Origin of the sequence: Nocardia asteroides (assembly GCF_021183625.1) — a bacterium.
In the GTDB taxonomy this organism is placed as follows: Bacteria; Actinomycetota; Actinomycetes; order Mycobacteriales; family Mycobacteriaceae; genus Nocardia; species Nocardia asteroides_A.
On record NZ_CP089214.1, the window covers coordinates 6075264 to 6095199 of the forward strand.

The 19936-nt window shown below is 74.9% G+C and carries 26 protein-coding genes; 8 read left to right on the top strand and 18 right to left on the bottom strand.

Features of this window, described 5'->3' with window-relative positions; genetic code table 11:
* Positions 1-32 precede the first annotated feature (32 nt).
* Genes LTT61_RS28025 through LTT61_RS28040 form a run of 4 tightly spaced genes read right to left on the bottom strand, consistent with a single transcriptional unit; the run spans position 33 to position 3100 of the window.
* Positions 33-959 (bottom strand): glycosyltransferase family 9 protein, encoded by a 927-nt coding sequence (locus LTT61_RS28025; protein ID WP_233017001.1) that lies wholly within the window; start codon positions 957-959, stop codon positions 33-35.
* Position 960: 1 nt separating this feature from the next.
* Positions 961-1914 (bottom strand): PfkB family carbohydrate kinase, encoded by a 954-nt coding sequence (locus LTT61_RS28030; protein ID WP_233017002.1) that lies wholly within the window; start codon positions 1912-1914, stop codon positions 961-963.
* Positions 1911-2465 (bottom strand): D-sedoheptulose-7-phosphate isomerase, encoded by a 555-nt coding sequence (locus LTT61_RS28035; RefSeq protein WP_420094837.1) that lies wholly within the window; start codon positions 2463-2465, stop codon positions 1911-1913. Before LTT61_RS28035 ends, LTT61_RS28030 begins: the two co-directional genes overlap by 4 nt.
* A 44-nt stretch (positions 2466-2509) precedes the next feature.
* Positions 2510-3100, bottom strand: a complete 591-nt coding sequence (locus LTT61_RS28040) for a D-glycero-alpha-D-manno-heptose-1,7-bisphosphate 7-phosphatase (protein WP_233017004.1) — start codon at positions 3098-3100, stop codon at positions 2510-2512.
* 227 nt (positions 3101-3327) lie between these two features.
* On the opposite strand from LTT61_RS28040, the gene LTT61_RS28045 reads away from it, so the two are divergent.
* Positions 3328-5121, top strand: coding sequence for a thiamine pyrophosphate-requiring protein (locus LTT61_RS28045; protein WP_233017005.1), 1794 nt, complete (start codon positions 3328-3330; stop codon positions 5119-5121).
* Positions 5122-5233: 112 nt separating this feature from the next.
* On the opposite strand, the gene LTT61_RS28050 is transcribed toward LTT61_RS28045, so the two are convergent.
* The 8 genes from LTT61_RS28050 to LTT61_RS28085 all read right to left on the bottom strand — a co-directional run bounded on the left by LTT61_RS28050 (position 5234) and on the right by LTT61_RS28085 (position 10101).
* The gene (locus tag LTT61_RS28050; RefSeq protein ID WP_233017006.1) at positions 5234-5566 is read right to left on the bottom strand and encodes a hypothetical protein; all 333 of its coding nucleotides are present in this window, start codon (positions 5564-5566) and stop codon (positions 5234-5236) included.
* Between the two features lie 16 nt (positions 5567-5582).
* Positions 5583-6035, bottom strand: a complete 453-nt coding sequence (locus LTT61_RS28055; protein WP_233017007.1) for a hypothetical protein — start codon at positions 6033-6035, stop codon at positions 5583-5585.
* Between the two features lie 12 nt (positions 6036-6047).
* The gene (locus LTT61_RS28060; protein WP_233017008.1) at positions 6048-6374 is read right to left on the bottom strand and encodes a hypothetical protein; all 327 of its coding nucleotides are present in this window, start codon (positions 6372-6374) and stop codon (positions 6048-6050) included.
* Positions 6371-7435: a glycosyltransferase family 9 protein gene (locus LTT61_RS28065; protein WP_233017009.1), complete on the bottom strand. Its 1065-nt coding sequence runs from the start codon at positions 7433-7435 to the stop codon at positions 6371-6373. Before LTT61_RS28065 ends, LTT61_RS28060 begins: the two co-directional genes overlap by 4 nt.
* Positions 7432-8439, bottom strand: coding sequence for a glycosyltransferase (locus tag LTT61_RS28070; RefSeq protein ID WP_233017010.1), 1008 nt, complete (start codon positions 8437-8439; stop codon positions 7432-7434). The genes LTT61_RS28065 and LTT61_RS28070 overlap by 4 nt, the downstream gene beginning before the upstream one ends.
* A 78-nt stretch (positions 8440-8517) precedes the next feature.
* Positions 8518-9267, bottom strand: coding sequence for a metallophosphoesterase family protein (locus LTT61_RS28075; RefSeq protein WP_233017011.1), 750 nt, complete (start codon positions 9265-9267; stop codon positions 8518-8520).
* A gap of 5 nt (positions 9268-9272) precedes the next feature.
* The gene (locus tag LTT61_RS28080; protein ID WP_233017012.1) at positions 9273-9536 is read right to left on the bottom strand and encodes a BON domain-containing protein; all 264 of its coding nucleotides are present in this window, start codon (positions 9534-9536) and stop codon (positions 9273-9275) included.
* A 1-nt stretch (position 9537) separates the two neighbouring features.
* Positions 9538-10101: a hypothetical protein gene (locus LTT61_RS28085; RefSeq protein ID WP_233017013.1), complete on the bottom strand. Its 564-nt coding sequence runs from the start codon at positions 10099-10101 to the stop codon at positions 9538-9540.
* A 79-nt stretch (positions 10102-10180) separates the two neighbouring features.
* Here LTT61_RS28085 and LTT61_RS28090 point away from each other — a divergent pair, with 79 nt between their 5' ends.
* Positions 10181-10606 (top strand): ChaB family protein, encoded by a 426-nt coding sequence (locus LTT61_RS28090; RefSeq protein ID WP_233017014.1) that lies wholly within the window; start codon positions 10181-10183, stop codon positions 10604-10606.
* A 17-nt stretch (positions 10607-10623) separates the two neighbouring features.
* Here the strand turns inward: LTT61_RS28090 and LTT61_RS28095 are convergent, their stop codons facing one another.
* The 4 genes from LTT61_RS28095 to LTT61_RS32740 form a co-directional block, all read right to left on the bottom strand.
* On the bottom strand, positions 10624-11331 hold the full coding sequence (locus LTT61_RS28095; protein WP_233017015.1) for an SDR family oxidoreductase: 708 nt from the start codon (positions 11329-11331) through the stop codon (positions 10624-10626).
* A 23-nt stretch (positions 11332-11354) separates the two neighbouring features.
* A complete protein-coding gene (locus tag LTT61_RS28100; protein ID WP_233017016.1) occupies positions 11355-12566 on the bottom strand; it encodes a glycosyltransferase in 1212 nt (403 codons plus the stop codon).
* 77 nt (positions 12567-12643) lie between these two features.
* Positions 12644-12874 (bottom strand): DUF6480 family protein, encoded by a 231-nt coding sequence (locus LTT61_RS28105; RefSeq protein WP_233017017.1) that lies wholly within the window; start codon positions 12872-12874, stop codon positions 12644-12646.
* Between the two features lie 8 nt (positions 12875-12882).
* Positions 12883-13005 carry a hypothetical protein gene (locus LTT61_RS32740; protein WP_269821807.1) on the bottom strand — a complete coding sequence of 41 codons (123 nt, stop codon included), beginning with the start codon at positions 13003-13005 and terminating at the stop codon, positions 12883-12885.
* Positions 13006-13208: 203 nt separating this feature from the next.
* Between LTT61_RS32740 and LTT61_RS28110 the strand changes: the two genes are divergently transcribed.
* The 6 genes from LTT61_RS28110 (at position 13209) to LTT61_RS28135 (ending at position 17589) form a co-directional block, all read left to right on the top strand.
* Entirely contained in the window at positions 13209-13517 is a 309-nt protein-coding gene (locus LTT61_RS28110; protein WP_233017018.1) for an STAS domain-containing protein, read from the top strand.
* A gap of 39 nt (positions 13518-13556) precedes the next feature.
* On the top strand, positions 13557-14234 hold the full coding sequence (locus tag LTT61_RS28115) for a PAS and ANTAR domain-containing protein (protein WP_233017019.1): 678 nt from the start codon (positions 13557-13559) through the stop codon (positions 14232-14234).
* A gap of 194 nt (positions 14235-14428) precedes the next feature.
* Entirely contained in the window at positions 14429-14857 is a 429-nt protein-coding gene (locus LTT61_RS28120) for an ATP-binding protein (protein WP_233017020.1), read from the top strand.
* Positions 14847-15662, top strand: a complete 816-nt coding sequence (locus LTT61_RS28125; protein WP_233017021.1) for an RNA polymerase sigma factor SigF — start codon at positions 14847-14849, stop codon at positions 15660-15662. Before LTT61_RS28120 ends, LTT61_RS28125 begins: the two co-directional genes overlap by 11 nt.
* A gap of 491 nt (positions 15663-16153) precedes the next feature.
* Positions 16154-16525 (top strand): hypothetical protein, encoded by a 372-nt coding sequence (locus LTT61_RS28130; protein ID WP_233017022.1) that lies wholly within the window; start codon positions 16154-16156, stop codon positions 16523-16525.
* Entirely contained in the window at positions 16522-17589 is a 1068-nt protein-coding gene (locus LTT61_RS28135) for a glycosyltransferase family 9 protein (RefSeq protein ID WP_233017023.1), read from the top strand. Before LTT61_RS28130 ends, LTT61_RS28135 begins: the two co-directional genes overlap by 4 nt.
* Positions 17590-17592: 3 nt before the next feature.
* On the opposite strand, the gene LTT61_RS28140 is transcribed toward LTT61_RS28135, so the two are convergent.
* Complete coding sequence (locus LTT61_RS28140) at positions 17593-18420, bottom strand: glycosyltransferase family A protein (RefSeq protein WP_233017024.1); 828 nt, start codon at positions 18418-18420, stop codon at positions 17593-17595.
* On the bottom strand, positions 18417-19925 hold the full coding sequence (gene rfaE2 / locus LTT61_RS28145; protein WP_233017025.1) for a D-glycero-beta-D-manno-heptose 1-phosphate adenylyltransferase: 1509 nt from the start codon (positions 19923-19925) through the stop codon (positions 18417-18419). Before rfaE2 ends, LTT61_RS28140 begins: the two co-directional genes overlap by 4 nt.
* Between the last annotated feature and the right edge of the window lie 11 nt (positions 19926-19936).

Genomic DNA, 19936 nt, shown 5'->3' on the forward strand with positions numbered 1-19936 from the left:
TTCTCGCGTGTGCCCGGCGAGGGGTGAGCCGCTCAGTGGGTTGCGGCGGTCAGGTGGGTACGGGCGGCGGTCAGCACATCGTCGATCGTGATCGCCAGGAGTCCCGGGGTGGGGGCCGGGCCGTGCGGGTCGGCGATCTCGCCGGACCAGAGCGCGGTGTGCTGCGGGCGGTCGGGGGGCGGGCCCCACCAGGCGGGGGGATTGGGGCCGAAGATCAGGACCGAGCGGGTGCCGTAGGCGGTGGCGAGGTGGCCGACGCCGGTGTCGTTGGTCACGACCAGGGCGGCGCCGGCGACGAGGGCCGCCAGGCCGGCGAGATCGTCGCGGCCCGCGCGGACGGCGTCCGGCGGGAGGTCGGCGCCCACCTCCTCGGCGAGCGCGCGCTCGGCGGCGCTGCCGGTGACCACGACCCGCAGACCGTGCGCGGAGAGTGCGCGGACGACCGCGGCGAACCGCGCGGGCGGCCAGCGGCGCGCCCCGGAGCTACCGCCCGGGTGCACCACGACGCAGCCGGGCACGGGGGACGCTCCAGGCGATTCCAGTGCGAGCGCGCTCGGATCGCAGGGGATTCCGGCCCGCTCGAGCAGCAGGCACCAGCGCCGCACCTCGTGCTCGCCCGCATCCCAGTCCGGGCCGTCGATCCGGGGCCGATCCGGATGACGGTGCGTCACCAGCCTCTCCGGCGCAGGCGCGAGCAGGTCATCGATGCTCCGCGGCCCGCTACCGTGCAGATTCACGGCCAGCGCGGGGGGCGGCCCCGGCCAGCGCAGCGCGCCGAGCCCGGTGGTCGGGTGCACCTCGTCCACACCGCCGGTGAGCTCGGCGAGCGGCCGCAGCCAGGCAGGCGCGGCGAGCACCAGCCGATCACCGGGGTAGGCCGCCCGCAACCCCTTCAGCGCGGGAACGGCGGTGAGCAGATCGCCGAGTCCGAGCGCGCGCAGCGCGAGCACGGTCCCCACGTCAGCCCGCCACCCGGCCCGCCACCGGATCGACGGTCACCCCGACGGCCGCGGCCGCCCCGGCGCCGACGAACTCCGCCGCCGCCCGCACCGCCGCCCGCACCGCCGCGGCGGGGTCGGCCCCGCCGGCCAGCGCGGTGGTCGCGGCGGCGGCGAACCGATCACCGGCCCCGCAGGTGTCGGCGCCGGCCGCCGCGCGGTCCGGCTCCGCCAGCGGGACGGCCCGCACCCCGTCGGCATCGCCGAGCAGCGCCCCCTCCGGCCCGAGCGTCACCGCGACGGCTCGCGCCGCCCACATTCGCAGCAGCTCACGCACCATCCCGCCGGGTTCGGCTTCGCCGGTGCGCGCCGCCGCCTCCGCGCGATTGGGCGTCGCCAGCGTCACCCCGGGAATCGGCGCGGGCCCGCGCGGGTGCGGATCCCACACGATCGGGACGCGCCCGGCCAGCTCGGTGAGCACCGACCGGATCTCCGGGTGCGCCGCGACCCCGCGCCCGTAATCCGCCACCAGCACCGCCCCGGCCCGGCGCAGCGCCGCGCGGGCCTCGGCGGTGAGCGGCGAGCCGGGCACCCGGCCGTCGCCGTGGTCGAGGCGGGTGATCGGCACCGGCTCCGGCCCGCCGCGCCCGGTGCCGCCTGCCCACGGGCCGGTGGCGCGCACCCGTTCCTTGCAGGGGGTTCCACCGCGCAGCGGCAGCGGGAGCACCCGGACCGCGCCGTCGAGCAGCTCCAGCAGCCGGGCGCCGCCCTCGTCGGCGCCGATGCCGCCGAGCAGCAGCACCTCGCCCGCGTCCCCGGCGGCGAGCAGCGCGGCGAGCCCGGCGCCGCCGGGGCGGTAGCTGCGGGAGACGATGTCCACCACGGGAACCGGCGCGTCCGGGCAGCACCGCTCGGCGCGGCCGTCCACATCGATGTCGAGCAGGATGTCCCCGACCACCACCACCGGGCCGCTCACCCGAGCGCCGCATCCAGTGCGCGGCACAGCGAGTGCACGAGCAGCAGGTGCATCTCCTGGACCGTGGAGGTGGACTCCGCCTCGACCGCGAGCGCGTCGTCACAGAGCGCGGCAAGCGGATTGGGCGCCGGGCCGGTCAGCGCCCAGGTGAGCATGCCGACCTCCTTCGCCGCCTTGGCGGCCGCCACCACGTTCGCGCTGGATCCGCTGGTGGAGAGGACGACGAGGACGTCGCCGGGGCGGCCGTGCGCGCGGACCTGCCTGGCGAACATCTCGTCGATGCCGTAGTCGTTCACGATCGCGGTGATGCTGGAGGTCTCGGCGTGCAGCGCCAGCGCCGAGAGCGGCCTCCGCTCGCCCTCGAAGCGCCCGACCAGCTCCGCGGTGAGATGCTGCGCCTCCGCGGCGCTGCCGCCGTTGCCGCAGGCGAGCAGCCTGCCGTCGCGCTCGTAGAGCTCGGCGAGCTGTTCGCCCCAGCGCCGGAGCCGGTCCGCGGCCTGCCCGCCGTTGCGGGTCAGCGCCGCGCCGAGCGCGTCGAAGTGCCGCAGCAGGACGGCGCTCGATGCGGCGGTGTCGGTGTCCGTGCGGAGTTCGGTCACGGCTCGTCCCTTCCGGGTCGGTCGGCCGGCCGCGCGCCGGAGAGCGCGACGGCAACGGCTTCGGTGATATCGGTTGCCACGCGGGCCTTCTCGCGGGCCCGCTCGATCTCCTCCGGCCTGGTGACGGCGGTCGGCACCAGGACAGCCCGCGCTCCGGCGGCGAGCGCGGCGTCCACGTCGGCGCCGATGTCGCCGATCACGACGCAGCGCTCGGCAACGGTGCCGAGCGCGGCCGCGGCGGCCAGGATCATCCCCGGCCGCGGCTTGCGGCAGCCGCAGCCGTCGGCCGGGCCGTGCGGGCAGATCTGCCAGGTGTCGAAGGGGCCGAGCAGCTCGTCCACCCTGGCGACGACGGCGGCGAGCTGGTCGGCGGAGATCAGCCCGCGCGCCACCCCCGACTGGTTCGAGACCACGCCGACCCGGATTCCGGCGGCCCGCAGCAGCTCGAGCTGCGCGGCCGCTCCCGGCACCGGGCGCACCAGCGCGGGGTCGGCGAGGTAGGGCACGTCGACGATGAGCGTGTCGTCGCGGTCGAAGAGCACCGCGTCCGGGGGACGTCGCTGTCCGGTCCGGTCGGCCGTCGTCATCGCCGCTCCCTCCTGTCCGAGCCCGTGGGAAACCCTCCGGGCCGTTCCGGCACGCGGCGTCGTTGCCGCAGGTGCGGGCGGGTGCCGCGGGAGGTGTTCCGACCGCGTTGTGCCCACGCCCGGAACACCGAAACTTCTTCTTCGCCCGCCCCCGCACGCGTCGTTTGACCCGGTGCCGAGCGGGCAGAGCGCGGGGGACGCCGACCGCGAACACGAGGAGAGCGACCATGGCCGACACCGTCGGAGACCTGATCCTGCGCCGCCTGGGGGAGTGGGGGGTGCGCCAGGTCTTCGCCTACCCCGGCGACGGCATCAACGGCCTGCTCGCCGCCTGGGAGCGGGCCGACGACCCGCCCGCCTTCGTGCAGACCAGGCACGAGGAGATGGCGGCCTTCGCGGCCGTCGGCTACGCCAAGTTCGCCGACCGGGTCGGGGTCTGCGCCGCCACCGGCGGGCCCGGCGCCATCCACCTGCTGAACGGGCTCTACGATGCCGCGCTCGACCACGTCCCCGTGGTCGCGCTGGTCGGCCACACCGACCGCACCGCGCTCGGCGGCTCGCACCAGCAGGAGGTCGACCTGCCCGCCGCCTTCGCCGACGTCTGCGCCTACGCCCCGCTCTGCACCGTGCCGGAGCAGCTGCCCGCGCTGCTCGACCGCGCGGTGCGGACGGCGCTCGGGCAGCGTGCGCCGACCGCGGTGATCATTCCCAGCGACGTGTTCGGCGCGGAGTACAGCCCGCCGGAGCACGCCCCGAAGCACGTGCCGTCCAGCCTCGGGCTCGGCACCGCGACGCTCGTGCCCGACCCCGCCGACCTGCGCCGTGCCGCCGACATCCTGAACAGCGGCGAGCGGGTGGCGATCCTGGCCGGGCAGGGCGCGCGCGGCTGCGCCGATGAGCTGGAGCGGATCGCCGACCTGCTCGGCGCCGGCGTGGCGAAGGCGCTGCTCGGCAAGGACGTGGTGGCCGATACCGAGCCGTGGGTCACCGGGTCGCTCGGGCTGCTCGGCACCACCGCGAGCCACCACCTCATGCGCGGCGCCGACACGCTGCTGACCGTCGGCTCCAGCTTCCCCTATGCGGAGTACCTGCCGGAGTTCGGCGCGGCGCGCGGGGTCCAGATCGACCGGGACGCCGGGTCGATCGGGTTGCGCTACCCGTACGAGCTCAATGTCGTCGGCGACGCCAAGGCCGCGCTCGGGGCGCTCATCCCGCTGCTCGAGCGCAAGACCGACCGCTCGTGGCGGGAGCACATCGAGGGCGAGGTGGCGCACTGGTGGCAACTCGCCGGTGAGCTCGCCGAGCTGGATGCCGATCCGGTGAACCCGATGCGGATCGTGCACGAACTCTCCCGGCAGCTTCCGGCGGACGCCGTCGTCACGGCGGATTCCGGTACCGCCACCGACTGGTACGCGCGGCACCTGCGCTTCCACGGAGCGGTGCGCGGTTCGGTCTCCGGCACGCTGGCCAGCATGGGGTGCGCGGTGCCGTATGCCATCGGGGCCAAGTGGGCGTTCCCGGACCGGCCGGTGATCGCGCTGGTCGGAGATGGGGCCATGCAGATGAACGGGCTGGCCGAGCTCATCACGATCGCCAGGTACCACTCGCGCTGGACCGACCCGCGGATGGTGATCGCCGTGCTGCACAACAACGATCTGGCGCAGGTCACCTGGGAGTTGCGCGGGATGCACGGCGCGCCGCGCTTCCCGGACTCCCAGGCGCTGCCCGACGTCGACTACGCGGCCTTCGCCCGCGGGCTCGGGCTCGGCGGGATCGGGGTCGACACCCCCGAGGCGCTCGCCCCCGCCTGGGCCGAGGGGCTGGCGGCCGATCGGCCCGTCCTGCTCGACATCCGCTGTGACCCGAACGTCGCGCCGATCCCGCCGCGGGCCGGGGTCGACCAGATCCGCTCGCTGGCCTCCGCACTGCTCCGCGGGGACGAGGACGCTCGCGCGGTCGTCACCCACGGGGTGAAGCAGAAGGCGCGGCAGTACGTCTCCAAGCTGACGCCCGGCGCCTGACCCCGCGGGCCGGGCGACCGAGCCGTTCGCCGGGCACCCGCCCGCCGAAAGAGTGCGAGGGGGTGGACGCGCGGCGTCCACCCCCTCGCGACACCGCCTCGTGGCGGCTCGGCTACCTCGGAGCGAGAATCCCGCCGAGATCCGCGTCGCGGATGGGCGTCGCGGCATTCGCCTGCGCCCGGCACATGAGATCGATCGCCCCGATGGCGGCATCGACGGTCGTCGCCTCGGGCGCGGAGCCGCGATCGTCCTCCAGGTACTTGGTGACGGTCGTCCGCTTGTCCTCGGTGGACTGCGCGATGTAGTCGTTGCAGGGGGTATCCCCGCCGCGATTCACCGCCTCCTCCACCTGGTCGCAGCCCGCGCCGCCGAGCGCCGCCGCGGTGACGAGGAACGCGATGCCCGCGATCCGGGGCAGCCGGTGCCGAATACTGGTGTGCCGCATGGTGTCCTCGCGAGGGTCAGTTGCCGAAGCCGACCAGGCCGGATGCCAGGTCGGAGATGCCGAGCGCGTCCAGCGCCCGCTGCCGGACGTCGGGGCAGGTCTTGGCGGTGATGGTGTCCACCACCGAGCGGTCCCGCACCACGATGTCGTTCAGCCCGCCGTTGCGGGCCGCCCAGCCCTGCACGGTGGTGTTGTAGGAGAGCCTGGCGCCGGTGCCGCCCTGCGCGGCCCACCCCTCGATCTCGGGGGCGAGCGTGTCGCAGAGGTCGCGCTCGGCGCTCGCGGTGATGGTGTCGGTGTCCGGCACCTCCGCGGTCGTGCCGTCGGCGGGCGGCGGGAAGGTGAGCGTGATGGAGCCGCCGCCGGTCGCGGTGGCCGGTACCGGGTCGACGTCGGGGCCGTCGCCGGAGCAGCCGGCGAGCAGCAGCGCACCCGCCACCGCGAGCGAGCAGAAGTGCAGCGAACGCATGGAGCCGTCCCGTCAGTGCCCGCCGGGATCGGTCAGGTTGCGCCCCTCGAGGGCCTTCACCCGCCGATGCTCCAGCACGATCAGCCCCGCACCGACGACGAGGCAGACGCCGCAGGCGATGCCCGCGATGACCGCCCAGCCCTCGAAGCCGTAACCGGCGGCGACCAGGGTCAGCCCGACCAGCACGATGCCGAGCCCGACCAGGATCATCCCCGGCCAGTTGCGCGCGTCCTCCAGCGCTTCACCCGCGTGCTGCCTGGTGGTGCGCGAGCCGTCCGGGAAGCTGTGCCCGGAGACCGGAACTTCCCGCCTCTCGCCGGGTGTGTTCGGGGCGCTCATATCGAGGTCCTTTCTGCCACGTCGAATGGGGGCCCTCCGGTGATACCCGGCGGCATCGCGGTCAATCGTGCGAGCCGCCGGACCGCCCCGACCACCGCGTCGTCGGTGATGCCGTCCAGGCAGGGGTGGCCGGGCACCGGGCACTCCCGCGCCCGCGTCCCGCGGCAGCCCGCGTGCTGGTCGCCGAGCAGCACCGTCGGCACCCCGTACGGCGCCCAGCGCCGGGCCGGGACCACCGGCGCGAACAGCGAGACCACCGGCGTGCCGACCGCAGCCGCCAGGTGCGCGGGCCCGGTGTTCGGCGCCACCACCACCGCCGCGTCGCGCAGCACGGCGGCCAGCCCGCGCAGGTCGGTGGCGCCGCCGAGATCGGTGCCGCCGCCCGCGGCCGCCGCGGCGGTGAGCCCGCGCTCACCCGGCCCGCCGGTGACCAGCACCCGGTACCCGGCGGCGGTGAGCGCCGCGACGATCGCGGCGCTGCGCTCCGGCGACGGCCGCCGCGCCGGGACCGCGGCCCCGGGGTGGTAGACCACGTAGCCGGGGCCGCCGGTCAGCTCGGTGACGTCCGGCAAATCGGCCCGCACCCGCAGCCGGTCGTCCGCCACCGGGAACCCCGCCGCGGCCGCCAGCGAGAGCGCGCGCAGCGGCTCGGGGACGTCGTCGCGCACCCGGTGCCGCAGATCGAGCAGCGAGCCGGGGTAGTCGTCGCTGATCGCGCCGATCCGCGGCACGCCGGCCAGGCGGAGCAGCAGCGCGAGCGGCAGCGGCGACTGGTGGAAGGAGGTGAAGATCAGCGCCTCGTCGACCCGGGCGGCGCGCACCCGCTCGATCAGCTCGTGCACGTCGGGCGCGCAGAGCGGCGGCGGATCGAGCTCCACCCAGACCGCGCGGAAGCGAAGCAGGTCGTCGACCCCGGGCAGCAGCTCGGCCGCCGCGGCGCCGTTCGGCCCGGCCAGGAAGGTCACCCGCCGCGCCGCGCTCGCCACCGCGCGGACCGCGGGCCCGGTGAGCAGCACGTCACCCGCGCTGTCCAGCCGGGCGAGGAGCACGTGCCCGGTCACCGGGCCGCCTGCGCGAGCAGCGTCTGCCAGCGCCGGACGAAGGCGTCGATGCCGAAGTTGGTCTCCGCCCAGTGCCGCGCCACCTTCCCGGAGAGCGCGGCGAAGATCGGCTCCGCGACGAACTGCCTGATGCCGTCGGCCAGGATCTCCGGATCGGTGGAGACGACGCCCGCCTCCGGCGGGATGGCGGCCGCCGCCTCGGTGGTGCCGACCGCGACCACCGGCATCCCCAGGTACATCGCCTCCAGCACGGAGAGCCCGAGCGAGGTCCAGCGCGGGGTGTGCAGGAAGACCCGGCGCTCGGCGAGTTCGGCGTGCAGCCGCTCGGTCCGGTGGTCGCCGCGGCCGCTGACCCGCTCCGGCGGGCAGCCGAGCGCGGTGTGCAGCCCGTCGGTGCCCATGCCGAAGACGTCGATCGGCGCGGCCGCGGAGAGCGGGGCCAGCAGGTCGGTTCCGGTGATCCGGCCGCGCCGCACCGGCTCGTTGATGCAGGTGGCCGCGTGCGGGATGGTGCCGGTGTAGCGGTGGCCGGGGTCCGGGATGCCGTGCGGCACAACGGCGGTGGGGGCGCGGCCGCAGTCCCACATGAGCCGGTTGAAGTCGGTGACGTGCACCACCGGGATGTCCGAGCGCTCGGCCAGCGGGTGCCGGCTGGTGGCGGCGTGCTCGCGCGGGGTGTTGTGCTCGACGTAGAGCGCGGGCAGTTCGCGCCCCGGTGGCCGGCCGGTCCACTCGGCGGTCAGCCCGATCTCTTCGGGGCGCTGCAGGATCACCACGTCGATCGGCTGCTCCCGCAGGTCGGCGGGGGCGACCTCGACCGCGCGCTCCGGCCACGGCCGGCCACAGCGGCCGAGTGCCCACTGCCCGAGCGCGGGGTCGGTCGGCAGCAGCGAGGTATGGGGGCCCTGCACGAACGAGGTCGTCCAGGAGCCGTGCACGTGCCAGACGAGAACGTTCAGCGGGGCACCGGTACCGCGTGGGTGTTCCGTTGTCGCAGCATCCATGGCGCCGTTGTGCCCGGCGCCGCGCGCGCGAAACCGGTGCTCGTTCGGCCCGCCGCCGGGGCCGGGGTCACGGTCGGCTCAGCCCGTGGCCGCGCTGCGGGCGGTGCCCGCCGCGGCGGGTTCGCGCAGGTCGTAGAGGGCGTAGGCGGTGCGGATCACCGGCTGCGCGACATTGCGCACCCGGATGCCGCCCGGCGTCGTCCCGCGCTCGATGCCCGCGTGCGCGTGGCCGTGCAGCGCCAGCGCGACCCCCGCCTCGTCGATCACCTCGCCGAGCAGGTACGAGCCGAGGAAGGGGTAGATCTCCCGGGGCTCGCCGTGCAGGGTGTCGCTGATCGGGGAGTAGTGCGTGAGCGCCACCGTCGTGTCCGCCTCCAGCCCGGCCAGCGCGGTGCGCAGCGTCTCCGCCAGGTGCACGGTGTGCCCGGCGAAGTCGCGCATCTCGCGCTCGCCGAAGGCGCTGGCGCACTTGCCCGCGAAGCCGCCGCCGAAGCCCTTGGTGCCTGCGATCCCGAGCGTGCGGCCGCCGACCTCGACGGTGGTCGCGGTGCCCTCCAGCACCGTGATGCCGTGCTCGGTGAGCACCGCGGTGATCTCGTGCTCCTGATCGCTGTGGTGGTCGTGGTTACCGAGCACGGCGATCACCGGGACGCCGAGCTCGGCGAACTCGGCTGCGACCACCCGGCCCTCCTCGACGGTGCCGTGCCTGGTGAGGTCGCCCGCCAGCAGCAGCACGTCGGCGCGCTCCGGCAGCCCGGCCAGCACCGGGCGCAGCGTTCCGCCCGACTCGGCCCCGAGGTGGACATCGCCGACCGCCGCGATCCGCATGACGCTCAACCCCTTTCGGCGGGTTCGAGGGTCTCGGCGCCGTCCGGGGCGGCCGGGAGCAGCACCCTGATGTCGTTGTGCACGGTCGCCTCCGGCAGCTGCTCACGGATCACCGCCTCGATCATGTCGCGGCACTCGGCGCTGCTCACCTCGCCGCCGAGCACCACCACCTCGCCGCGGATCGTGACGCCGATGCCGAGCTCCGCGGTGCGCGGATCCTCGGCGAGCGCCCGGCGCAGATGCGCCACCGTGTACTGCGGTCGTTCCATGTCAGCTCACCTTTCTGGTCGCGGTTATCCCGAGATCGTCGATCAGCCCGAGGAAGGCCCGCGCATAGGGCGAGTGCTCGGTCTGCTCCCGCACCGCCGCCCAGTCCACCTGTTCGCGCAGGTCGCGGGCGATGTGCAGGAGCGGGCTCAGGTCGAGCCGGTGCGCGTCGAAGACCAGCAGCTTGTCGACCATGAGGTCGGTGCCGCCGACCACCGGCGCCACGGTGGGGCCGATCCGCATCGGGGTGGCGCGGTCGAGCAGCTCGTCGGTGACCTCGCGGCAGTTGGGCCGGAAGATCAGATCGATCAGGGTGTCGCCGTCGTAGACCTTCATCAGCCAGTCCTCGGCGGGCTCGCAGGCGCGCAGCCCGCTCTGCACCAGCGTGGTCACCGCCCGGCCGACATCATCCGGCTTGAGGAAGAGGTCGACATCGTGGTCCGAGGCCGGGCCGCCGCGCGCGTACACCGCGCAGCCGCCCGCCACCGCGAACCGGATGTCGGTGACCGACAAGGCACTCACCGCGCGGGTGAGCGCGTGCAGTAGTTGCTCGATCGTCGGGGCCATGCCGCCGCACTACCCGTGGCGTTCCCGGTTAACCGCGCGGGTGAGCGGGGTACCCGGGCGGTAGCGGAAGGAGGCCATCGTGCCGAAGACGAACGCCGAGGGCAAGGTGAAGAAGTCGGAGCTGCCCAGCACCGTGCGGCGCTCCCCGGCGAAGGCGCAGCGCACCTTCGCCGAGGCGCACGATTCCGCGCTGGAGAGCTACGACGGCGACGAATCGCGCGCGTACCGGGTGGGGTACAGCGCGCTCAAACACAGCTACGAGAAGGTCGGCGACCACTGGGAGGCCAAGGAGCAGCGCGGCCCGTCGGACGAACACGCCGAGCGCCGCGGGCTGAACACCGGCGGTGCGACCGCCGAGGGCGTGAACGCCAATGCCACCAAGAAACACCTGCTGGAGGTGGCGGGGCGGCTCGGCATCACCGGCCGCTGGCGGATGCGCAAGGACGAACTGGTCGACGCCGTCCAGCGCGCGAACCGGCGGGCCACCGCGGCGGCGCGCGAGTAGCGCCGCCGCGGGCCGGGTCACGGCCAGGAGGTCTCCGTGGAGGCGCAGACCACGAGTTCGCGCAGCTCGGAGCCCTCCGGCCGGGTCATGGCGTACAGGATGGTGTCCGCCACGTTCGCCGGGTCGTTGAGCTTCGCGTCCGGGCCCGGCTTGTACTGCTCCGGCCGGTCGTCGAAGAACGCGGTCCGCATGCCGCCGGGAATCAGCAGCGTCACCCCGATCTCCCCCGCCGTCTCCGCCGCGAGCGCCCTGGTGAATCCGACGACGCCGAACTTCGAGGCGCAGTAGGCGGTGGCGTCGGAGAGCGCGCGCAGCCCGAGCGTGGAGGCCACCGTCACCACCCGCCCGTGCGTGGCGCGCAGCGCGGGTAGCGCCGCCCGCACCACCGCCGCGGTGCCGAGCAGGTTCACCTTGATCACCCGCTCCCAGGTCTCGGTGTCCAGGTCGGCGAGGGTGCCGCAGGCGTCGGTGCCCGCCGCGGTGACCACGCCGTCCAACCGGCCGCCCGCCCGACGCACCAGCGCCTCGACCGCGCTCGCCGCGTCGCCGCTGTCGGCGAGGTCGGCGTACTCCCAGGCCAGCTCGGTGTCGTCCGGCTTGTCCCGGTCGATGATCAGCGGGGTGCCGCCCGCGGCGAGCACGGCCCGCGCGGTGGCGGCGCCGAGCCCTGAGGCTCCGCCGGTGATCAGGACTGTGCCGGGCGAACGGGGGGTGGAGTCGGGCATGAGTTCTCCTCTCGAGGGGTGGGTCAACCGGTGGGGGAGGCGATGTCGGCGGCGGCGCGTGCGGGCACGGCGGCGCGGTACGCGGCGGCGGTGCGCTCGGCCACCCGGTCCCAGCCGTAGCCGTCGCGGGCGCGGCGCAGCCCGGCCGCGCCCTGTCGTTCGCGCAGCGCCGGGTCGGCGAGCAGGGTGCGCAGCGCGCCCGCCAGCGCGAGCGGGTCGCGCGGCGGAATCAGCCGGCCGGTCACGCCGTCCACCACGGTGTCGAGCAGCCCGCCGACCGCGCTCGCCACCACCGGCCTGCCGCAGGCCATGGCCTCCACCGGGACGATGCCGAACGGCTCGTACCAGGGCGTGCAGAGCACCGCGTCGGCCGAGCGCAGCAGCGCGGGCATCTCGGCGCGGTCGACGGTGCCCGCGAAGCGCACCCGGTCGGCGACGCCGTACTCCGCGGCGACCGCGCGCAGCCGGGCCGGCTCGGCCTCGCCCGCCTCGTCCGGTGCGCCGCCCGCGATCACCAGCTCGGTCTCCGGCAGCTCCTGCAGCGCCATGATCGCGGTGTCGAAGCCCTTGCGCCGGACCATCCGGCCCACCGAGACCAGCCGGTGCCGCGCGCCGCGCGCCGCGACCGGGCCGTCCGGGCCGAAGGCGCCGAGATCGACCCCGCACGGCACCACCGAGGTGCGGAACCGCGGCACCCCCATCCTGGCCAGCTCGGTCACCTCGTCGGTGCAGGTGGCGATGATCCCGGTGGCCCTGGTCGCGACCCGGCGCTCCAGCCGGATCCGGGTGCGCGGGCTGGTGTCGGCGAGCCCCTGGTAGCGGCGCTTGACCGTCCCGAGCGCGTGGAAGGTGAGCAGCACCGGCAGGTCGAGCGGCCGGGCCGCGGAATCCGCCGCGATGCCCGACATCCAGAAGTGCGCGTGCACCAGCTCGGGGCGCTCGTCGGCCCAGTGGTCCGCCAGGAATCGGGCGAAGTCGCCGAGGTGCGGCAGGATGTCGTCCTTGGGGATCCGCTCCGCCGGGCCCGCCGGCACGTGCACCACGCGATACCCCGCCCCGGCGACGGTGCTCTCCGGCAGCTCCGGAGCGTCGCGGCGGGTGTAGACGGTCACCTCGTGCCCCTGCCGGGTCAACGCCGCCGACAGCTCCGCGACGTGCACGTTCTGGCCGCCCGCGTCCACCCCGCCGAGCGCGGCGAGCGGGCTCGCGTGTTCGGAAACCATCGCGATCTTCATGCGCTGCTCCGTATCTGCTCGGGCCGGTAAGCCGATGATTCGGCGCCGTACTTCCCGGGCTTCTCGGAGCGAAACTGCTAGAACTGCAGAACCACCGTGGTCACCGCGGCGATCAGGAAGACCGCGACCAGCACCACCCCGAGAATGATGGCGACGACCCCGGTGATCGGGAAGTGATGCCTGGTCGCGGGCTCGGGGGCGGAGAGCCCCGAGGTCTGCGGGGTGTCCGGCGGGGTGTCGCCCGGCCGGACCCCGCCGCCGGGCTCCAGATCGGGGACGCGGGCCGGATCGGGATCCATCGAGGCCATGAGTGCTCCTATTCGGGGTTGCCGGGATTGCCGGTGTTGCGCGCGGTGCCGGGACGCTGCCCGCGGCGCCTGCGCACCAGCAGGACAGCGCCGACGATCAGCGCGATCGCGAGTATCACCAGGAGTTCCATGCGACGCGGCTACCCGTCGCCCGCGCGCCGAATCCGGCCGGTAACGAGCGGCTACATTCCGCGGACGTGGGCGCGGAGCACGTGCCAGACTGGGCCCCTGGTTGAGTTCACAGCCGTGACCACCGCTCCCCACCGGGAGGTCGCTCATGTCCGCAGTAGATGTTCCGCCCCGCCGACGACGCTGGGAGCCCCGGGTACACCGGATGGCCGACTGCCTGGTGGTGCGGGTCGAGGGCGAACTCGACGCCGCCGGATACCCCGAGTTCAGCTCGGTGCTGGAGCGCGCGGTGCGCACCGGCGGCCGCTGCGTCGTCGTCGACCTGCGGCCGACCCGGTTCCTCAGTCTCCGCGCGGCGACCATGCTCGGCTCGGTCAAGCAGCGCAGCTCGGGCAGCGGCTCCGAGCTGCGGCTGGTGGCGGGCCGGGCCGACGTGGAGCGGGCGCTCGAGGTCACCGGCGTGCGGCCGCTGTTCCGCCCCTACACCTCCATGCGCGACGCGCTCGCGGGCTGAACCGCGCCGGACCGCGGCGGTAGCGCCGATAATCGTGCGGTGACGGAAGGCAGGCCGGTACCGCCCGCGGCGGCGGCGGATCGGGTGATCGGCGGGGGAGCGCGGCAGCACGTCGGCAGCTTCCGGTTCTGGTTCGCGACCCAGGCGTGGGAGTGGTCCGACGAGGTCGCGGTGATGCACGGCTACCCGCCGGGCACCCCGGCGCCGGACACCGAGCGGCTGCTCACGCACAAGCACCCGGACGACCGCGAACAGGTCGCCGACCGGCTGGCCAGGTCCATCGCGCACGGCGAGCCGTTCTGCAGCAGCCACCGGATCGTCGACACCGGGGGTGAGGTGCACCACGTCATCGTGGTGGCCGACCGGGTCACCGGCGACGGCGGCGCGGTGCTCGGCACCGCGGGCTACTACGTCGACGTCACCGGCACCCTCGCCGTGCACCGCCGCGAGACGCTGGACGAGCAGCTGCCCGAGCTCTACGCCGCCCGCGCGGTGATCGAGCAGGCCAAGGGCGCGCTCATGCTGGTCTACGGGGTGAGCCCGGAGCAGGCGTTCCGGGTGCTGAGCTGGCGCTCCCAGGAGACCAACGTCAAACTGCGCACGCTGGCGACCCGGCTGATCGCCGACTTCGGCACGCTCTCCCCGTTCTCCGCGGGCGCCCGCGGCCGCTTCGACCACCTGCTGCTCACCGCGCACGAGCGCGTCGAGGAGGAGTGACCGACGGTTTCGCCTGGGTGGCAACGGGTAAGCGATCGGTGATCACCGGGTGGCGAGGTGCGGGCGGTGTGCGGGCCGCACCGCCACCCGGTTCCCCTTATACGTGTACGTGGACCGATGCCGGAGCGGGATGCCGGGTGCGGTCGGGTAGCGTGGCCGCTCGGTCGGCCTCGAGAACAAGGTGGTGGTGGGCAATGGGGGAAAAGACTCCCCGATCCTCGACGGATACGACGACGATCGGGGTGCGCGTCCCGGCATCGCTCGAGCAGCTGACCATGCTGCGGGCGCTCGCCGAGACGGTGGCCCTCATCGCTGATTTCGCCATCGACGAGGTCACCGACATCCGGCTCGCGCTGGACGAGGTGGCCACGTCGCTGATCATGGACGCCGTTCCCGGCTCCGACCTGGACTGCGAGTTCAGCTACGAGGCGGGCCGGATGTTCGTCCGGGTGCGGGCCACCGCGGCCGCCGAGGGCGGCATCGGCGAGTCCGGCTTCGGCTGGCACATCGTGCGCACCCTCACCGAATCCATCTCGTCGGCGCAGGCGCCGTTCGACAGCGCGCGCTCCGGCTACCCGACCGAGGTCGACTTCACCTGGGTCCGCGGCGCCGATGGCGGCTGAGCCGGGCTCCGGCCGGAGATCCGGCGGCTACGAGAACACCGAGCCGCTCTTCGAGGAGATCGCCGCGCTCGGCCCCGACGCGGAGCCGCGCCGCCAGGCGCTGCGCGCGCAGCTCATCGCGACCTGCCTGCCGCTGGCCGAGCACATCGCGCGCAAATTCTCCGGCCGCGGCGAGAACTTCGACGACCTGCTGCAGGTGGCGCGGCTCGGGCTGGTCCAAGCGGTGGACCGCTACGACGTGAGCCGCGGCTCGTCCTTCCTGTCCTTCGCGGTGCCGACCGTCATGGGCGAGGTGCGCAGGCACTTCCGGGACAACACCTGGTCGGTACGGGTGCCGCGGCGCACCAAGGAGATTCAGCTGAGCATCGGCGGCACCGTCGAGGGGCTCTCGCAGAAACTCGGGCGGATGCCGCGGGCGCGGGAGATCGCCGACGAACTCGGGGTCGATGTCGTCGAGGTGACGCAGGCGTTGATCGCGAGCAACGCCTACCAGTCCCAGTCGCTGGATGCCGTCGCGGCCGAAGGGGATTCGGACAACGCACCGCTGCCGCTACTGGCCAGGCTCGGCGCCGAGGAGCCCTCGTACCACCTGATCGAGGACTTCATGGCGGTGCGGCCGCTGATCGAGAAGCTGCCGGAGCGCGAGCGCGCGGTGCTGGTCATGCGGTTCTTCGAGAACCGGACGCAGTCGCAGATCGCCGAGCAGCTGGGGGTCTCGCAGATGCACGTCTCGCGGATTCTCGCCAAGACGCTCGCCGGGCTGCGGGACGAGGTCTTCAAGGACGACGAGGTTTTCAAGGACTGAGCCCGCGTCCCGCCGCGGCTACACCGGGTTCGGTGGGGCGGGGGCCGGTGCCGGGCCGGGGACCGGCGGGAGCGGGCTCGGGATCGGGGCGGGACCGGGTGGTGCGGGAGCCGGGACCGGCTCGGGGGCGGGAATCGGGTCCGGCGCGGGGATCGGCGGGACCGGCGCGGGGTCGGGGACCGGCTCGGGTGCGGGCGCGGGCGGGACGGGATCGCGCCCCGGCCCCGGCGGCGCGGGATCGGGTGCGGGAGCGGGCGGTATCGGGTCGGACCCGGTGGGACCCTGCGGGAACGAGCTCACGGCGACGTCCTCCTCACTGACCGGGCGCGGGGCCCGGACTCGATGCACCCCGGTTGGCTACCCGGTCCGGGTCGGCCGAATCGCCCACCGCCGCGCATCGCCGGTTTGCTCCCCGAGCGGCTCGGGTACCGGGACTGAGTGGGGAGAGCGGTCCCCGCGCCCCCTGGGCCGCACACAGCGAGGAGGTCGCCTTGGACGATCGACCCCGGCCGGGAACCCGCGCCCCGGCCGACCACCCGCAGCGGATCACCTCCCCCGAGCAGCGCCAGGAGCGGCCGGGGCGCACCATGATCACCACCGACCACCGGGTGATCCGCTCCTGGGCCGAGCGCCGCGGCGCCCGCCCCGCCACCATGCCGGGCAGCGTCCTCGACGGCGTGCTCGGCGTGCTGCGCTTCGACTTCCCCGGCTACGGCGGCGCCGTGCTGCAGCGCGTCGGCTGGGACGAGTGGTTCGCCACCTTCGACGAGCGCGGCCTGACCTTCCTCTTCCAGGAGCAGCGCCCGGACGGCAGCACGAGCAACTTCAACCGCCTCGAGCACTCGGCCCCCTGGCTCCGGTGACGCCCGCGCACGGGCTCGGCCCGGTTCTGCCGCCCTTCGACGGCGTCCGCCGGATCGCGGTGCTGCGCGGCGGCGGCCTCGGCGACCTCCTCTTCGCCGTACCCGCCCTGCACGCGCTGCGCGCCGCCTACCCCGCCGCGACCCTGCTGCTGCTCGGCACCCCGCTGCACGCCGCGCTGCTGCGCGACCGGCCGAGCCCGGTGGACGAGGTGGTCACGCTGCCGCCGCACCCGGACGGCCGCCCCGACGCCGACCGGGGGTTCCTGGCCCGCGCCTGCCGGGAGCCGATCGACCTCGGCGTCCAGCTGCACGGCGGCGGCGCGTGGTCCAACCCGTTCGTGCTCGCGCTGCGGCCCCGCTACTCGGTCGGCCCGCGCACGCCGAAGGCGGCGGCGCTCACCCGGAGCCTGCCGTTCCGGTACCACCAGCACGAGGTGCTGCGCGCGCTGGAGGTCGCCGGGCTGGCCGGCGCCCCGCCGGTGCTGCTGCAGCCGGAGGTCGCCGTCACCGAGGCCGATCGGCGAGCCGCCGCCGCGGTGCTCGGCGAGCTACCCGGGCCGGTGCTCGCCATCCATCCCGGCGCCAGCGACCCGCGGCGGCGCTGGCCCGCGGCGCGCTTCGCCGAGGTGGCGAAGCGCGCCATCGCGGGCGGCGCGGCCGTCGTCCTGCTCGGCACCGAGGACGAGCGCGCCCCGCTCACCGAGATCGAGGCCGCGATCGGCCCCGGCCCCCGGCTGCGCACCCTCGTCGGGCAGCCGTTCACCGCCGTGGTCGGGGTGCTGGCGCGCAGCGCGGTGCTGCTCGGCAACGACAGCGGGATCCGGCATCTGGCGCAGGCGGTCGGCACGCCGACCGTCGGCATCTACTGGATGGTGAATGTCATCAATGCCGGGCCGCTCGGCCGGTACACAGATCGGATCCTCATCTCCTTCGTCACGCACTGCCCGAGCTGCGGCGCCGACTGCACCGACGAGGAGCTGCCGCGCTGCCCGCACGACGACTCCCTCGTCGACACCGTCGGCGTGGACGCCGTCTTCGGCGAGGTCGAGAGCCTGCTGCCCTGAGCGCTACGCCCCGCCGACCGCCTCGTACGCCTCGACCTCCCGGTTCTCGACGGTGGTCGGCGACTCCAGGTGTACCGCGCCGCTCGGCAGGATGCCCGCACCGCCGAACCGCTCCATGACCCGTCGCTGCGCGAGCACATCCTCCCCCGCGTGCTCGACCGGCAGCTCCCGCCAGAACTCGAAGCCGCCCGCGAGCAGCAGCTTCTCCCGGTCGAAGAGCACGCACCCGCTGATCCAGGCCACCTTGTAGGCCACCCACTCCCGCCCGGTGCGGGCCAGCAGCGGACGGACGGCATCGCCGAGGTGCGCCGGGTTGGCCGCGTTGTGCAGCGTCCAGCGCTGCCACTCGGGAGTGCCGGGCCGCACCCGCTCCGGCCGCACCCGCCCCGGCCACAGCTCCAGCGGCGCGAGCTCGTGCGGCCGGTGGTCGTCCAGGTAGGAGAGACCCTGCATGGCGCAGCCGACCATGCCGCAGCCGAGCTCGGTGATCGCGGCGTGCAGCAGCCGCACCGTGCCCGGCTCCAGCCACACGTCGTCGTCGAGGAAGAGCACGTACCGCGCGGTGGCAATCCCGAGCAGGTGCGCACGGTGCTCGGCGATGCCGCGCCGGGGCAGGTGCCGCCCGAAGCACACCGGGTGGCCGCGCCTGCCGAGCACCCGCGCCATGGTCCGCGCCGGTTCGGTGTCGTAATCGGGCGCGCCATCGGACTGGTCGCTGACCAGCACGGTGAAGCCGGGGGAGTCCTGCGCGGCGAGCCCGGCCAGCGTGGTGGCCAGCTCGACCGGGCGATTCCTGGTCGGGATCAGGACGTCGATCTCGGCAGCGCTCACGATGCCCCGGCATTGGCCCGGATGCGCTCGATGAGCGCGGTGGTGGAGCGGTCGGCCAGGTAGCCGAGCACCCGGACCTCGCCGCCGTAGCCCCGCACCACCGGCGTCTCCGGCAGCATCTCCGGCCGGTAGTCGCCGCCCTTGACGTAGAGGTCGGGGCGCAGGTCCCGGAGCAGCGCGGCGGGGGTCTGCTCCGGGAAGACCACCACGTGGTCGACGCAGGAGAGCGCGGCCAGCACGGCGGCCCGGTCGGCGGCGGTGTTCACCGGCCGCTCGGGGCCCTTCAGCGCGCGCACGCTGTCGTCCGAGTTCACCGCGACGATCAGCACGTCGCCGAGGCGCTTGGCCTCGTTCAGGTAGGAGACGTGCCCGGCGTGCAGCACGTCGAAGCAGCCGTTGGTGAAGACGATCCGGCGCCCGGCGCCGCGGTGCGCCCTGACCGCCCGCGCCAGCTCGGCCCGGCCGAGCACCGCGGAGCCGGTGCGGCCGAGCCGGTCGCGCAGCTGCGCGGTGGAGCAGACGGCGGTGCCGGTGCGGTGCACCACCACGTCCGCGGCGGCCTGCGCCACCTCGGCCGCCGCGGCCAGCGGGAGGCCGTCGACCAGCGCCAGGGTGAGCGCGGCGACGAAGGTGTCACCGGCGCCTGCGGACTGGCTCTCCGCGACCGGCTCGGCCCAGGTGCGGTGCGCGGGTCTGGCGCCGTCGAGCAGCACCGCGCCGTCCCGGTCCAGGGTGACGACGGCGGCGCCCGCGCCGGTCATCTCGAAGAGCCGGTCGCGGTGCTCGGTGAAGACCTCGACCCGGTTCGCGCCGTCGAGCGGGGCGAGGCCGAGCGCCTCGGCGGCCTCGCCCGCGTTCGGGGTCACCACGTCCGGGCGCAGCTCGCGCCAGCGCGCCGGGTGGTGGGTGTCGACCACGAGCAGCGGAAGGGTGTCGCGCAGCGGGGCGAGTTCGGCGCGCACCCGGTCGGCGACGGCGCCGTCGTAGTCGCAGACCACCACCGCGTCGGCGGCGGCGAGCAGGTCGGGGAGCGGCCGCAGCAGGCGGGCGATCTGGTCGGCGGTGGCGGGGCTGCGGTCGCCGTCGTCGTAGCGGACCAGGATCTGCTCGCCGGAGACCACCCGGCACTTGGCCAGCGTGCTGCGGCCGGGGCAGGCGAGCAGGTGCCGCACGCCGACCCCGGCGGCGGCCAGCGCCGCGCGCAGCGTCGCGCCGCGGTCGTCGGCGCCGGTGAGGCTCACCAGGTCGACGGTGGCGCCGAGCGCGGCCAGGTTGGCCGCGGTGTTCGCCGCGCCGCCCGGCACCGGGGTGCTGCGGTCGATGTCGACCACCGGCACCGGTGCCTCCCGGCAGAGCCGCTCGGAGCGGCCCCAGAGCCACAGGTCGAGCACGGAGTCGCCGAGCACCACCACGCGGGCCTCGGTGCCCGCGAGCCGGTCGGCCACCTCGGGGGTGAGGCCGTCCGCCACCGCGGACCGCGTGTCGTCTCCGGAATTCGCGCTCACGGGCACATCCC

Bases quoted from the DNA above. Each gene is read 5' to 3' on its own strand.
- LTT61_RS28055 (WP_233017007.1), bottom strand. From the start codon at position 6,035: ATGCGTTCGCTGCACTTCTGCTCGCTCGCGGTGGCGGGTGCGCTGCTG.
- LTT61_RS28125 (WP_233017021.1), top strand. From the start codon at position 14,847: ATGGCGGCTGAGCCGGGCTCCGGCCGGAGATCCGGCGGCTACGAGAAC.
- LTT61_RS28070 (WP_233017010.1), bottom strand. From the start codon at position 8,439: ATGGATGCTGCGACAACGGAACACCCACGCGGTACCGGTGCCCCGCTG.
- LTT61_RS28075 (WP_233017011.1), bottom strand. From the start codon at position 9,267: ATGCGGATCGCGGCGGTCGGCGATGTCCACCTCGGGGCCGAGTCGGGC.
- LTT61_RS28040 (WP_233017004.1), bottom strand. From the start codon at position 3,100: ATGACGACGGCCGACCGGACCGGACAGCGACGTCCCCCGGACGCGGTG.
- LTT61_RS28100 (WP_233017016.1), bottom strand. From the start codon at position 12,566: ATGAAGATCGCGATGGTTTCCGAACACGCGAGCCCGCTCGCCGCGCTC.
- LTT61_RS28105 (WP_233017017.1), bottom strand. From the start codon at position 12,874: ATGGCCTCGATGGATCCCGATCCGGCCCGCGTCCCCGATCTGGAGCCC.
- LTT61_RS28080 (WP_233017012.1), bottom strand. From the start codon at position 9,536: ATGGAACGACCGCAGTACACGGTGGCGCATCTGCGCCGGGCGCTCGCC.
- LTT61_RS28045 (WP_233017005.1), top strand. From the start codon at position 3,328: ATGGCCGACACCGTCGGAGACCTGATCCTGCGCCGCCTGGGGGAGTGG.
- LTT61_RS28110 (WP_233017018.1), top strand. From the start codon at position 13,209: ATGGCCGACTGCCTGGTGGTGCGGGTCGAGGGCGAACTCGACGCCGCC.
- LTT61_RS28095 (WP_233017015.1), bottom strand. From the start codon at position 11,331: ATGCCCGACTCCACCCCCCGTTCGCCCGGCACAGTCCTGATCACCGGC.
- LTT61_RS28050 (WP_233017006.1), bottom strand. From the start codon at position 5,566: ATGCGGCACACCAGTATTCGGCACCGGCTGCCCCGGATCGCGGGCATC.
- LTT61_RS28120 (WP_233017020.1), top strand. From the start codon at position 14,429: ATGGGGGAAAAGACTCCCCGATCCTCGACGGATACGACGACGATCGGG.
- LTT61_RS28085 (WP_233017013.1), bottom strand. From the start codon at position 10,101: ATGGCCCCGACGATCGAGCAACTACTGCACGCGCTCACCCGCGCGGTG.
- LTT61_RS28060 (WP_233017008.1), bottom strand. From the start codon at position 6,374: ATGAGCGCCCCGAACACACCCGGCGAGAGGCGGGAAGTTCCGGTCTCC.
- LTT61_RS32740 (WP_269821807.1), bottom strand. From the start codon at position 13,005: ATGGAACTCCTGGTGATACTCGCGATCGCGCTGATCGTCGGCGCTGTC.